The sequence below is a fragment of the Marinilactibacillus sp. XAAS-LB27 genome (genome assembly GCF_036039175.1).
Taxonomy (GTDB): domain Bacteria; phylum Bacillota; class Bacilli; order Lactobacillales; family Carnobacteriaceae_A; genus Marinilactibacillus.
Genome location: NZ_JAYXKP010000002.1, coordinates 227552 through 241099, shown reverse-complemented (window position 1 = coordinate 241099; position 13548 = coordinate 227552). Strand labels below are relative to the sequence as shown.

Below are 13548 nucleotides of genomic sequence, written 5' to 3'. Positions count from 1 at the left end.
TTGAACACTTTGTGATAACAGGTAATATGTTAATATAAAGTAAAGGTTCCTATCTTGGGAAAACGAAAGACTTCTGGTAGGGAAAAATTCTTGTTTAATATAAAATTAGATACATATTGCCTGAAAGTTATTTTGTGCAGACTATCTAATCCATTTCGAGGAGGAAGTGAAATCGAAAAAGAAAAAAGTAAGCAAAAAGACTTGGATCTGGATTATGCTTATTGCGAAGAAATTATAAAAGAACATTCAAAAAGTTTTTATTTTGCTTTTTCAAGATTACCCGAAGAAAAAGCAAAAGCTGTCTATGCCATTTATGCATTTTGTAGACAAGCAGATGACAGTATCGACGAAGCGGACTCTTCCGTAGAGCAACAGAAAGCATTACAGAGTATCAAAAAATTACTTGAGCAGTTTGAAAAAGGGGATATTCCTGACCTCCCAGTGTGGAGAGCATTAAGAGATGTATTTAATCGTTTTGACATGTCATTAAAGCCATTTTACGATCAGCTAGAAGGTCAGACCATGGACTATAACTTCAAGCAACCGGAAACGCTAGCTGATCTAGAAAAATATAGTTACTTTGTAGCTGGATCGGTTGGGTTGATGCTACTCCCAATACTCGCAACAAAGCATCATCAAGAATTGAAAGACACTGCAATTTCACTTGGAGTAGCTATGCAAATCACGAATATCTTAAGAGATGTCGGTGAAGACCAGAGAGAAATTAATAGAATTTATCTTCCAGTTGATCTTATGAAAGAAGTTGACTATACCTATGATGATTTGAAGAATCAAGTCATCAATCCTTCATTTATTTCTATGTGGGAGACTTTAGCCTCTCGGTCAGAAAAGCTTTATAAAATCGTGAAACAAGATTTAACTAAGTTTGACTCAGATAGCCAATTACCTGTGTTGTTATCAGCAAATGTTTATGCCGAAATACTATCGACTGTTCGCAAGAATGGATACGACTGTTTCAATCAAAGAAACAAAACTTCATTTATTAAAAAGCTGAGCATTTATAGAAATACTAGAAAAACATTGAAATCTTATAAGTAAGGTACTGGATAAAGGAGAACGGATCATGACGATTGAAGTACATGCAAGTAAAGAAAAGTCAGTAACGGTGATCGGTGGCGGTTTAGGAGGTGTTTCTGCAGCTATTGCGCTTGCTCAAAGTGGGTATAAGGTAGCGCTGTACGAAAAAAACCATCATATAGGTGGAAAGCTGAACCGATTAGAAGTAGAAGGATATGGATTTGATTTAGGTCCGTCTATTTTAACGATGCCATTCATCTTTGAACGACTATTTCTTGTTGGTGGTAAAAAAATGGAAGACTATGTAACCATTCAAAAGTTAGAGTTACAATGGCGATCATTTTTTACAGATCATTCGACCATTGATTTGTACGAAGACTTATCAGATATGGAGCAACACAATTCTTCTTTAAGCAAAAAAGATATGGAAGAGTATGAAAGTTTTTTAGAATATTCTAAATCTCTTTATGAAATCACTCAAGAAGGTTATTTTGATAAAGGACTGGATACAACTTTTGATATCATCAAATACCACGGACCGATATCAGCTTTTAAAGGGTTTGATTTACTTTCAACAATGTCTAGCGCGATTGAAAAAAGAATCAGCAACCCTCATTTGAGAGATATGCTGAAATATTACATCAAGTATGTTGGTTCATCTGCAGAAGATGCCCCTGCAATTTTAAATATGCTCGCATACATGCAACATGATTTAGGATTGTGGTATGTTCCCGGTGGTATGCATAAGCTTGGTGAAGCATTACAAAAGTTAGCTTTAGAAGAAGGCGTAGCGATTTATAATGGACAAGAGGTTGTGCGTCTTGAGAAAGATACACACAAAAATATTACAGCAGCTGTCTTAGCAAACGGGAAAATTGTGGAGTCTGACTATTATGTTTCTAATATGGAAGTCATTCCGACTTACCGTTATTTACTAGATGAAGACAAAAAAGAAATGAAAAAACTAGAAGAAAAATTCGAACCAGCAGCTTCCGGGATGGTTCTTCACCTTGGAGTGGATAAGTTATATCCACAGCTAGCACACCATAACTTCTTTTTCTCAAATGATTCTAAAAAGAATTATGAAGCTGTTTTTCATCGTCAGGAACTTCCTGAAGATCCAACGATCTACTTGGTCAATGTCAATAAAACAGACTCAGGTCAAGCTCCAGAGGGACATGAGAACATCAAAATTTTACCGCACATCCCTTATGTACAAGATGAGCCGTTTACAGATCAGCAATATGCCGATTTAAGAGAACGTGTACTGATCAAGCTAGAAAATATGGGACTGACTGATTTAAGAGAGCATATCGTATTTGAAGATATGTGGTTACCAGAAGATATCCAGCAGACATATTACTCAAACCGCGGCGCAATCTATGGCGTATTGGCTGATAAAAAAGCCAATAATGGATTCAAGCATCCTAAACATAGTGACCGTTATGATAACTTGTACTTTGTCGGTGGTTCAGTAAATCCAGGTGGCGGCATGCCTATGGTTACGTTAAGTGGGCAACAAGTTAGAGATATGATCGTAAGAAGAGATGCAAAGTCATGATTATAGAATAAAAGCGAAGGCAATAAGCTTTCGCGCTACATAAGTTTATCGTTTAGAAGGTTTAGTTAGGAGAATTGCATGCACGTATTATTGATTATGAGTATTTTCGTTATTTTAATCGCGATAGGTAGTGGGTTTTTTATGCTCTGGAATCTTCCTTATATCGCAAGATATAAAGGTGAGAAAAGAGGTTATCCAGCAATCTCTATAATTATCCCTGTCAGAAATGAAGAAGATAATATTTCTCATTTATTAGACTCTCTTTTTGCTCAATCCTTAAAACCAAAAGAAATCATCGTTGTGGATGACGACTCGACCGATCGAACAGTCGAAATACTCTCCAGATATGATGTCAAAATCAAACAAAGAGATCAAGCGATTGATGATCCGCAACTTGTTGGTAAAACAGTGGCCTGCTATAGAGGGGCTAGAGATGCGACAGGGGAATGGCTGATGTTTATAGATGCAGACACGACCTTTGATCATGAGAATAGTCTAGAATCAATCTGTCAATCTTTTCAAGAAAAGCATGCATCAGGCTTATTTACCATACAGCCGTATCATCGAACAAAAAGATTGTATGAGCACTTTTCAGCACCACTTAATATGATTGTAGTAGCAGGACTAAATGCCTTTACACCTTTAAAAGAACGGTTTGAAACTGGTGGTGCGTTTGGACCTTTCTTGATGTGTTCATCCAAAGAGTATGAAAAAACAGGTGGTCATGAGAAAACACTAGATTCATACATGGATAATATTGAACTAGCAAAAGTTTTTCAGGCAAACAATCTTCCTATTCATAATTATGGTGGGAGAGGGGTTTTCTCTTACCGAATGTATCCAGAAGGACCTAAGCAGTGGCTGCAAGGATGGTCTAAAAGCGTCGCGAACGGTTCAAGCAACACACATCCATCGGTCATGTCAGCGATCAGCCTGTGGATAACAGGTGGGTATATTGCTGTAATTTTACTTGTGTTATCTTTATGGTTAACGATGCCCATTTGGACAGGCATCAGTGTTTTTTTGTATGCCTGTTATGCTTGCCAGTTTATGTGGCTTGCTGGGAAAGTTGGTAAATTTCCTAACTGGTTGTTTCTGATTTACCCTGTAGTACTGAGCGCTTTTGTGGTGGTATTTACTTGGTCTTATATTCAAGTTAACGTACTGCATTCTGTTTCTTGGAGAGACCGTAAAATCAATGTTTAAGAAAGGATGAAACGATGAGTCAAGTATTGATTCTGATAGCAGTAAACGGTGTAGCCTGGTTTATCATTCATTTTGGTGTCTCGGTCGGATTACTTAAAGTATCAGATTTGACGTTCAGCAAACATCCTTTTTTTAAAAAATTGTTTGTATCGTATGATTGGGAAAATGAGGGTGAATTCTGGGAGCAAAAAACAGGTGTTAAAGAATGGAAAGATCGATTGCCAGACGGAGCTTCTTTATTTGGAATGGGATACAAGAAAAAGCATTTAGCCGCTAAAAGCCAAGCGGACTATCCTAAATTTATTTTAGAGACAAAAAGAGCAGAATTGACGCATTGGATGATTTTATTACCGGTGCCGTTATTTTTCCTATGGAATCCGCTTTGGGCAGCCTGGTTGAATGTTTTGTATGCCTTGGTGATTAACGTACCTTTTATCATTATTCAAAGATATAACAGACCAAGGCTTGCAAGAATACAAAAAATGAAAGAACGTAAGAGAACCTTTAAATAGCAGTGGACACTTTTCCACTTACAGTATATGATATAGGTAGTTAACTTATAAAAAGTAAGTAAGGGGTCTATTCATGAATACATCATACAAAATTGAACAAACAGCTAGTATCGGGTCGGTCACGTTAAAAGTCAAAGATTTAAATCGTCTTTCTGAGTATTATCAGGAATTAGGTTTGACCGTAATAGAAGCGGCAGAAGATAAAGTTTCTCTAGGTGCTAGTGGTTCTGATCAGCCATTGTTAGTTTTAAAAACTATTCAAAACGTAGTAGATAGAAGAGCTGCTGGATTATTTCATACAGCATTTTTATTGCCCAGTCGTAAAGATCTAGGCGACACACTTTACAGACTTCTTGTTAAAAAAGTTCCGATTGGTGGAGCTTCTGATCATGGGTATAGTGAAGCAATCTATTTGCAAGACCCAGAAGGTAACGGGATTGAGATTTACCGTGATAAACCAAAAAGTGATTGGGATATTCGAGAAGACGGAAGAATCGCTGGTATTACGATTGAAATGGATGCAGACGGAGTAATTGAAAGTAGAGACCAGTCTGGTATGGTAGAAAAGTTTCCTGAAAATACTACAATAGGTCATATTCATTTATCAGTAATTGATCTAGATGAAACACAAGAGTTCTATCAACAGTTAGGATTCGATTTAACTGATCAATTTGGAGATCAAGCAAGATTCTTTTCAGCTGGTGGATATCATCATCATATTGGTACAAATATTTGGATGGGTAAACATTTACCTAAATTATCAGAAGAAGATCTAGGGTTAGAATCTTATTCAGTTCTATTGTCGTCTGAAGAATCTCTTGAAAAATTGAAACAAATTATAGAAATCCGTGGTATACTTGTATTAGAAGATGCTCATCAAGTTCTATCTGTATTAGACCCTAATGGCATAGAAGTAAGATTTGAGCTTAGAAGATAAGCGATACTTTTTGCATCTTCTATCAAAATTGATAAAGATGAGAAAGGATTGAAATTGGATGACTGTAACAGATTTTACGGTGAAAGATTTAGATGGAAAAGACGTGGACCTTTCTAGTTACACTGGAAAACCGATGCTGATCGTTAATACAGCAAGCAAGTGTGGACTGGCTTCTCAATTAAAAGACCTTGAAGAATTATATCAATCCTACAAAGACAAAGGATTTGTCGTATTAGGCTTTCCTTGTAATCAATTTATGAACCAAGAACCGCTTGAAGGTGGAGAAATTGCTGAGTTCTGTCAAGTGAATTATGACGTAACTTTTCCAATGTTTGATAAGGTAAACGTTAATGGTGGCGATGCACATCCTTTATTCAAATATTTGAAAGAAAAAACTGGAAACAAAATGATCAAATGGAATTATACAAAATTTTTGATTGATTCTGATGGAGAAGTCATTAACAGATATGCTCCAACAACGAAACCTTTAAAAGTAGTAGAAGATTTAGTATCTATCCTTTAATAAACGATAAATAAACTGCCTTGTACAGTATCGGTTAGACTAAACCGACTTACTGAATAGGGCAGTTTTTTATTTTTAGCCTACTCTCTAATTTAAATAACGAATGAGATCTAATGATTGTATCTGAAAATAGATTGTGTCATACTTTTATACCAAGAGAATTAAGGAGAGTGGAATATGGTATCCGTAATGTGGTTTCGAAGAGATTTAAGGTTAGAAGATAATATTGCTTTATCGCAAGCATTTGAAAAGTCAGAAAAACTCATATTGTTATTTCAAGTGAACCCGGAGCAGTTTTTAGAAGATAGTATGAATCATGCGGCATTCTTTACGAGTGTGCTCCATTTAAAAAAAGAGATTGAAAAACAAGGGATGTACTTACAGATATTACATGGAGATATAGAAGAGAGTTTTCAGAAATTGAAAAAAGATGTACCGAACTGGACAGACGTTTACTTCAATCAAGATGAAAAAGGATACGGAAAACAACGTGATGACTTGATGAGAACCTTTTTCAAGGAGAACGATATCTCTGTTCATTCTTATATGGATCATTACTTGCACGGTGCACATGAAGTTCATAACAATTCAGGTGATTTGTATAAAGTGTTTACCCCTTATTACAATAAATGGATTGAACTGGATAAACCGACTCCAATGAAAGTGGAAATAGATCAGAGTAAGGTTATGAAGAAAGTTTTGTATGCTGATAATGAGGAAAAACTGGAAAAGATGGTTGAAGAGGCAGGACTAGATATCAATTATAAACCAGGGACCCAGGCAGCAAAAGAGCAGTTAAAATTATTTATCGAGGAAAGACTAGATGATTATGAGATTGGAAGAGATTATCCTGATGAGGATAAAACGAGCCGATTATCTCAGCATATGCGATTAGGTGAACTCAGTATTCGAACGCTTTGGGCAGCTGTACAAGCAGAAACGAGTAATGAGAGCCAGCAAACTTTTTTAAAGGAACTATGTTGGCGAGATTTTTATCATATGATCTATGTAGCAAATCCAAACCAAAAAGAACAACCTATCAAAGAACAGTTCTCTCATATTCAGTGGGATAATGATGAAGAACAATTTGAAAAGTGGATTCAAGGAAAAACCGGTTATCCGATAGTGGATGCAGCGATGAGACAACTCAGTACGTTAGGTTGGATGCACAATCGTTTAAGAATGATTACGGCTTCTTTTTTAACAAAAGACTTATTGATCGACTGGCGCCGTGGAGAAAAACATTTCCAGAAGATGTTGACTGATTACGATCCATGCAATAATATCGGTGGATGGCAATGGGCAGCTTCCACTGGAACAGATGCTGTTCCTTATTTTAGAATATTTAACCCAACTACTCAATCTGAAAAATACGATAAGTCTGGAGATTTTATAAGAGAGTTTGTGCCTGAACTCAAATCTGTGAAAAACAAGTACATTCATGCTCCAGAGAAAATGAGTAAAGAAGAACAAGAAGCTTGCGGTGTCATTATCGGAGAAAACTATCCGGCGCCTATCGTAAATCATTCAACTGCGCGTAAACGAGCAATTTCAATTTATGAAGAAAGCAAGGATATCAAACAATAGAGAAAGCCCCTAAATAATCAATTGATAAATGTTTGAACGCTATATATGTGAAATGTATACAGAACAGAAATGACCTACATTCTAAAATAAGCCTTTTGTATAAAGGTTTTATAATTAGGATGTAGGTTTTTTTGAAAATAATAAAATATATTGTTGACTATTTCACATATTTTCTTTATAGTTCTAATTGTAATGGAAAGAGAAGAACTTTCTTATTTGCATTCTCTCCTCTTCTCTTTTCATTCATTGTTTCAAAGCGTTAGGGATTGAGAGTCATTTATTTGATCCAGTCCCATTTTAATGTAAGACTATACTTCTGTCGTCTAATCCTCAGCGACAAGTATATCATTTGCGGGTATCCCTTACCGGGTGATAGAGAGAAAAACGGTGTGGCCCTTTTTTCTCTCTACACTCTTTTTATTGAAATCTTTTTCCAATAGGGGTAAAGTAACCCGTATAAAACGGACACACTATAAAAGAAAGAGCATAAGACTTATGTTTTTTCTCTTATAGTGTGTTTTGTTTGTGTGTTTTCTAGTGTATACTGTCTTTGGAGTTTCAAGTAGAGAAAAAACTTGAAAAGGAGCACATTATGAAAAGAAAAGAACGGATACTCGAATACGTTTTGGAACAGACTAAAGGATACACTAAGAAAGAATTAGAGTTAAAGCAAGGTGTAACCACTCAGCAACTTTCAGAGTCATTGGATATCTTGCGAAGCAATGTCTCAAAAGATTTGAATGCACTAGTTCGAGAAGGTCAATTGTATAAAATTGAAGGTCGTCCTGTAAAATACATTGATATTAAACTTATGAGGCACAAACCACTTACAAAATATGTTTCAAGTTACAAAGAAAACAAACAACCTATAACGGTACCAGAAACCGGCATCCATAATTTTTCATTTTCATCAGAAGAAGATATTTTTGAAACAACGATTGGTGCAAACGGAAGTATGAAAAATGCTGTAGAACAAGCTAAAGCAGCTGTACTCTATCCTCCTAAAGGTTTAAATACATTGATAACAGGGCCTACTGGATCTGGTAAAACATTTTTTGCGCATGCCATGTTCCGTTTTGCTCAATCAAATGGAATGGTTGACTCTTCAAAAGAGTTGATTGTATTTAATTGTGCGGACTATGCACATAATCCAGAATTATTGATGAGTCATTTATTTGGTTATTCCAAAGGGGCCTTTACAGGTGCTGTTACAGATAAGGAAGGTTTGATTCAACAAGCTGATGGAAGTATGCTGTTTCTAGATGAAATCCATAGACTCCCACCTGAAGGTCAAGAAATGATTTTCTATTTCATGGATCATGGTACGTATAGTCGTATGGGTGAAACCGGTAAAGCCAAGGCTGCAGAGGTTAGAATTGTTAGCGCGACAACGGAAGATCCTGGGTCAACTTTACTGGATACTTTCATGAGAAGAATACCCATTAACATTCATCTTCCATCATTCAAGCACAGACCAGCTAATGAACAAATTGACTTAGTAAAACTCATGGCTGGAATCGAAGCAAACCGCATTCAAAGAAGGATTAGTTTAACAGAAGATGTGATAAAAGCGCTGATTGCGAGTGTTGGATACGGGAATGTTGGACAGTTGAAATCTAATATTCAATTAGTGTGTGCTCGAGGGTTCATGCACCAAATGCATAAGGATGAAGTAAACTTAACGGTGATTGACTTGCCTGATGGGATTAAATCTGGTCTAGTGCAATTATCATCAGATCGTAAGGGACAAACGGAATTATCGAAGTTTTTAGAACCAGTGATCACCGTTTCTCCTAATGAATCCTTTGTTAAGATGAAGACGGATGCTTATGAATTACCGTACAATTTATATGACATTATCGGTGACAAAGCGGCGCTTTTGAAAGCTGAGGGATTAGATCAGGAATCCATTAACCATTATATTTCAACAGATATTAATGTTCACTTGAAGTCGTATTATCGAAATCACGGATTTTCATTTAACACGGAATCTAAACTAGCTGAATTCGTAAACGTAGAAGTGATTCAATTGACTCGGACACTTTATGATCTAGTTAAAAAAAGATTGGGACCTGAATTTCAGCAGAATTTTATCTACGCTATGAGCTTGCATATTAGTTCTTTTCTTAAAAAAATCTATTTAGGAGAAGAGCGCAGTATCAATCATAATATTAAAGAGATGGCCATTGATTTTCCAGAAGAATATGAGGTAGCTAAAGAAATCCGAGAAATCATTTCAGAAGAACTTTCAGTTTCAATTCCAGACAATGAAATTTACTATTTAACTGTCTTGCTGGTTTCGTTGAAAGACGAGCAAGCTAAAGGGAAAGTCGGAATTGTTGTAGCAACACACGGTCAGTCTACTGCGAGTAGTATGGCAAGCGTTGTTGAGGAGTTACTGGATATCGAGAAGTTACTTGCGATTGATATGCCTTTGGATATGCCTCCGCAAACAGCATATGAACGAGTAAAGCAGGCTGTAACAGAAGTAGATGAGGGTAATGGTGTATTGTTACTAGTGGATATGGGTTCCTTGTTTACTTTTGGAGATAAATTAACAGAAGAAACAGGTGTCGCCGTCAAAACAATAGACATGGTCTCAACAGCGGTTGTTTTAGAAGCTGTTAGGAAAGCTTCTCTAGTAGACACAGATTTGAATACACTGTATGATTCTCTGAAAATATTTAGAGGATATGTAGACACAGTCAAGGCGAAACCGGTCGAATTTGATTTATCGAAAATGAAACCTCAAGTCATTCTTGCGGTTTGCGCAAGCGGAGAAGGAACAGCTCAGAAAATTAAAGAACTTGTAAAAGGTGCAATTGACCATAACTTTGAAATCGACTTATCTGTCATAGCTTGTTCTGTAGCGGAACTGAAAGAACGAAAAGAAGAACTGAAAAGAAATTACTCTATTATTGCGACAACAGGAATCATGAACCCTAAACTAGATGCACCATTCATTCCGCTAGAACAATTCATTGAACGAGATGTAGCGGTTGTTTTGAATGATCTTGTTTCTAAAAACAATCATGCTTACTTTAAACCAGAACTAGACGAAGACAGTGCCAGAAGATTGTGTCAAAATTTTATTGAAGAAAGTTTCACTTTCATCAATCCATCAAAGGTCATTGCCCCACTTTGGTCATTTGCTCAAGAATTCTACACATTGTCTAATGGAAAAAAAGATCAATATGCTTTCAATATCAACTTGATTATGCACTTAGCGGGTGTCTTGGAACGATCGGTCTTAAATGAAGCACTGACGGTTGACATAGACACAGATGAGATACAACAGAATGCGCTCTATCAGCCTGTAAAAAAAATTGTTGGAAAGCTTGAACAGCAATTGAATATAAACATCAGTTTTAGTGAATACTATTATTTGTATCACTACATTGAGAGTCATTTAAATATTGAAAAAGACAATCAGATTGATGAGATATTTGAAGATTAAATAAAACACTCAAAACACACTGACAAGTTGTATTGTTAGTGTGTTTTTTAGTGTATCGAAATAAAGCCTGTTAAACCGCTGTTTTATGTTTTTAAAAGTTGGCACGCTTCTTGCTTATAGTTAAGTGAGCACAGATAATCAGTCAGTGGATTAATTGAAATGACCGCTCTGATTATAGAGGGGCGTTTGAGAATGTCCATTCACAAGTGACGAACTGAAAGGAGGATGCCATCAGATCAAAAACGGAGGGTGAAATTTAGATGATGGATGTCAGATTAGCCCGAATCGATGATCGGTTGGTTCATGGACAAGTTGTAACTACCTGGACTAGAATAACGGGTATCAGCAGAATTCTTGTCGTCAGCGACGAAGTGGCTAGTAGTGAGTTGAGAAAGTTTCTTCTCAAGCAAGCCGCACCACCTGAAGTGAAAACGAATGTTATGACAGTTGAAAAGCTCATCGAAGTATCGGATCATATTTTATTAGAAAACGTAAAAGTGATGCTCTTATTTACAAATCCGACAGATGTAGCAAAATTAGTTAAGGCTGGCATCAATCTTGACACAGTCAATATTGGTGGAATGAAGTTCTCACAAGGCAAGAAGATGATTACCAACTTTATCTCAGTTGACGATCAGGATATTGAAGCGTTCAAGTTTTTGAATCTTCAAGGTATTGAGCTGGAAATCAGAAAAGTTCCTAGTGATCGTAAACAGAATTTAATTGAAGTTCTGAAGAAAGTAGATTAACTTTGTTTCACAATCCGAATTCTCAAAGCACTTGAGAAGACAGTATTATAGTGTATAAACCGTGTTCAAAATATAAACAGTGGACTTGCATGAATCGATTCAATCGATTGATCAATGAAACTAAAAAATATATAGCGGAAACAAATCGCTATAGGTAGGAGGGAACTCAATGGTAGGAATAATCCTAGCAAGCCATGGAGAGTTTGCAGAAGGAATATTGCAATCTGGATCAATGATCATCGGAGAACAAGAAAACGTAGCAGCTGTTACGCTTATGCCGAGTGAAGGACCAGACGATATTCGCAGAAAAATGGAAAAAGCAATTGCTTCATTTGATACAGACGAAATTTTGTTTATCGTCGATTTATGGGGAGGTACGCCATTCAATCAGGCGAACACTTTATTCGAAGGTAACAAAGAAAAATGGGCAATCGTTGCCGGTATGAATTTACCAATGGTTATCGAAGCGTATACGTCTAGATTCTCAATGGAGTCAGCGCACGAAATTGCTTCAGCAATTATCGGTGTTGCACAAGATAGCGTGAAAGTTAGACCGGAAGAATTGCAACCAGCAACAACAGGTGCAAGTGCAGCTGGAAACAGTGAACCAAATCAGGCACTTCCTGAAGGTACGGTTGTCGGAGACGGTAAAATCAAGATTGGACTTGCACGTATTGACTCACGTCTATTACACGGACAAGTTGCAACAGCTTGGTCAAAAGATGTCAACCCAACTCGTATCATCGTTGTTTCGGATGATGTAGCACAAGACGATTTGAGAAAATCTCTCATCACTCAAGCTGCACCACCAGGAGTAAAAGCAAATGTAGTCCCTGTCGATAAAATGGTTGAAGTGTTCAAAGATCCACGCTTTGGTAAAACAAAAGCACTACTATTGTTTGAAAACCCGACAGATGTTGTAAGAGCTGTTGAAGGTGGCGTAGAACTGGAAGAAGTGAACGTAGGATCTATGGCACATTCTGAAGGTAAAGTCATGATCAACAATGTACTTTCAGTCGATCAAAAAGATGTGGATGCTTTTGAAAAATTAAAAGAGCACGGAATTAAATTTGACGTACGTAAAGTACCTGCTGATCAACGTAAGAACATGTGGGAATTATTAAAAAAATCTAAAATGACTAGAACTGTTTAAAACTAAGGAGGTAAGGAATAATCATGGGTATTATATCTATTGTATTAGTATTATTAGTTGCATTTATTGCTGGTATAGAAGGGATCTTAGATGAATTCCAATTTCACCAACCAATTATTGCTTGTACATTAATCGGATTAGCAACAGGACAACCTGCTGAAGGTCTTTTGTTAGGTGGTTCACTACAATTTATCGCATTAGCATGGATGAATATCGGGGCAGCAGTTGCACCAGATGCTGCACTAGCGTCAATTGCTTCAGCTATTTTAGTAACAATGCGTGGCGCAAGTGTTTCTGAGGGTATTGCATTAGCAATTCCACTTGCAATCGCAGGTCAAGTTTTAACAATCTTTGTTCGTACAGCAACAGTTGCAATTGCACACGCTGCAGACAACAAAGCAAGAGAAGGTTCATTTAGAGGCGTTGAATTATATCACTTGGGCGCTTTAGTTTTACAAGGTTTACGTATCGCAATTCCAGCTGCATTGATCATTGCAGTTCCAGCTGCGCTTGTAACAGGTACACTACAAGCTATTCCAGAGTGGTTAACAGGTGGTATGGCAGTCGGTGGTGGATTTATCGTTGCGGTAGGTTATGCAATGGTTATCAACATGATGGCAACACCTAAAGTTTGGATTTTCTTTGCACTAGGTTTTGCACTTTCTGCAATTTCTGAATTAAACTTAATTGCAATGGGTATTATCGGAACTGTATTAGCTTTACTATATGTCCAATTCGCTCCTGAATTTAATCAAGGTGGCGGTGGCGGAGGAAATTCCGGCGGTGGAGATCCTCTAGACGATATCTTGAACGACTACTAGAAAA

General features: G+C 36.9%; 11 protein-coding genes. All 11 read left to right on the top strand.

The window, feature by feature from the left end:
• Positions 1–90 precede the first annotated feature (90 nt).
• The 11 genes from VXN63_RS04760 (at position 91) to VXN63_RS04710 (ending at position 13544) form a co-directional block, all read left to right on the top strand.
• Positions 91–1059, top strand: a complete 969-nt coding sequence (locus tag VXN63_RS04760) for a phytoene/squalene synthase family protein (RefSeq protein ID WP_327756830.1) — start codon at positions 91–93, stop codon at positions 1057–1059.
• Between the two features lie 25 nt (positions 1060–1084).
• Positions 1085–2599, top strand: coding sequence for a phytoene desaturase family protein (locus tag VXN63_RS04755; protein WP_327756829.1), 1515 nt, complete (start codon positions 1085–1087; stop codon positions 2597–2599).
• A 78-nt stretch (positions 2600–2677) separates the two neighbouring features.
• The gene (locus VXN63_RS04750) at positions 2678–3805 is read left to right on the top strand and encodes a glycosyltransferase (protein ID WP_327756828.1); all 1128 of its coding nucleotides are present in this window, start codon (positions 2678–2680) and stop codon (positions 3803–3805) included.
• Between the two features lie 14 nt (positions 3806–3819).
• Entirely contained in the window at positions 3820–4317 is a 498-nt protein-coding gene (locus VXN63_RS04745) for a glycosyl-4,4'-diaponeurosporenoate acyltransferase (RefSeq protein ID WP_327756827.1), read from the top strand.
• A gap of 73 nt (positions 4318–4390) precedes the next feature.
• A complete protein-coding gene (locus VXN63_RS04740; protein ID WP_327756826.1) occupies positions 4391–5254 on the top strand; it encodes a VOC family protein in 864 nt (287 codons plus the stop codon).
• A gap of 58 nt (positions 5255–5312) precedes the next feature.
• Positions 5313–5777 (top strand): glutathione peroxidase, encoded by a 465-nt coding sequence (locus VXN63_RS04735; protein ID WP_327756825.1) that lies wholly within the window; start codon positions 5313–5315, stop codon positions 5775–5777.
• A 177-nt stretch (positions 5778–5954) separates the two neighbouring features.
• Positions 5955–7364: a cryptochrome/photolyase family protein gene (locus VXN63_RS04730; RefSeq protein WP_327756824.1), complete on the top strand. Its 1410-nt coding sequence runs from the start codon at positions 5955–5957 to the stop codon at positions 7362–7364.
• 589 nt (positions 7365–7953) lie between these two features.
• On the top strand, positions 7954–10821 hold the full coding sequence (locus tag VXN63_RS04725; protein ID WP_327756879.1) for a sigma 54-interacting transcriptional regulator: 2868 nt from the start codon (positions 7954–7956) through the stop codon (positions 10819–10821).
• Between the two features lie 263 nt (positions 10822–11084).
• Positions 11085–11570, top strand: a complete 486-nt coding sequence (locus VXN63_RS04720; protein ID WP_225744630.1) for a mannose/fructose/sorbose PTS transporter subunit IIB — start codon at positions 11085–11087, stop codon at positions 11568–11570.
• A gap of 169 nt (positions 11571–11739) precedes the next feature.
• Positions 11740–12723: a mannose/fructose/sorbose PTS transporter subunit IIB gene (locus VXN63_RS04715; RefSeq protein ID WP_327756823.1), complete on the top strand. Its 984-nt coding sequence runs from the start codon at positions 11740–11742 to the stop codon at positions 12721–12723.
• 23 nt (positions 12724–12746) lie between these two features.
• Positions 12747–13544: a PTS mannose/fructose/sorbose transporter subunit IIC gene (locus VXN63_RS04710; RefSeq protein ID WP_327756822.1), complete on the top strand. Its 798-nt coding sequence runs from the start codon at positions 12747–12749 to the stop codon at positions 13542–13544.
• Positions 13545–13548 lie beyond the last annotated feature (4 nt).

Coding starts and splice junctions, on each gene's coding strand:
- VXN63_RS04755 (WP_327756829.1), top strand. CDS start 1,085: ATGACGATTGAAGTACATGCAAGTAAAGAAAAGTCAGTAACGGTGATC.
- VXN63_RS04750 (WP_327756828.1), top strand. CDS start 2,678: ATGCACGTATTATTGATTATGAGTATTTTCGTTATTTTAATCGCGATA.
- VXN63_RS04745 (WP_327756827.1), top strand. CDS start 3,820: ATGAGTCAAGTATTGATTCTGATAGCAGTAAACGGTGTAGCCTGGTTT.
- VXN63_RS04740 (WP_327756826.1), top strand. CDS start 4,391: ATGAATACATCATACAAAATTGAACAAACAGCTAGTATCGGGTCGGTC.
- VXN63_RS04735 (WP_327756825.1), top strand. CDS start 5,313: ATGACTGTAACAGATTTTACGGTGAAAGATTTAGATGGAAAAGACGTG.
- VXN63_RS04730 (WP_327756824.1), top strand. CDS start 5,955: ATGGTATCCGTAATGTGGTTTCGAAGAGATTTAAGGTTAGAAGATAAT.
- VXN63_RS04720 (WP_225744630.1), top strand. CDS start 11,085: ATGGATGTCAGATTAGCCCGAATCGATGATCGGTTGGTTCATGGACAA.
- VXN63_RS04715 (WP_327756823.1), top strand. CDS start 11,740: ATGGTAGGAATAATCCTAGCAAGCCATGGAGAGTTTGCAGAAGGAATA.
- VXN63_RS04710 (WP_327756822.1), top strand. CDS start 12,747: ATGGGTATTATATCTATTGTATTAGTATTATTAGTTGCATTTATTGCT.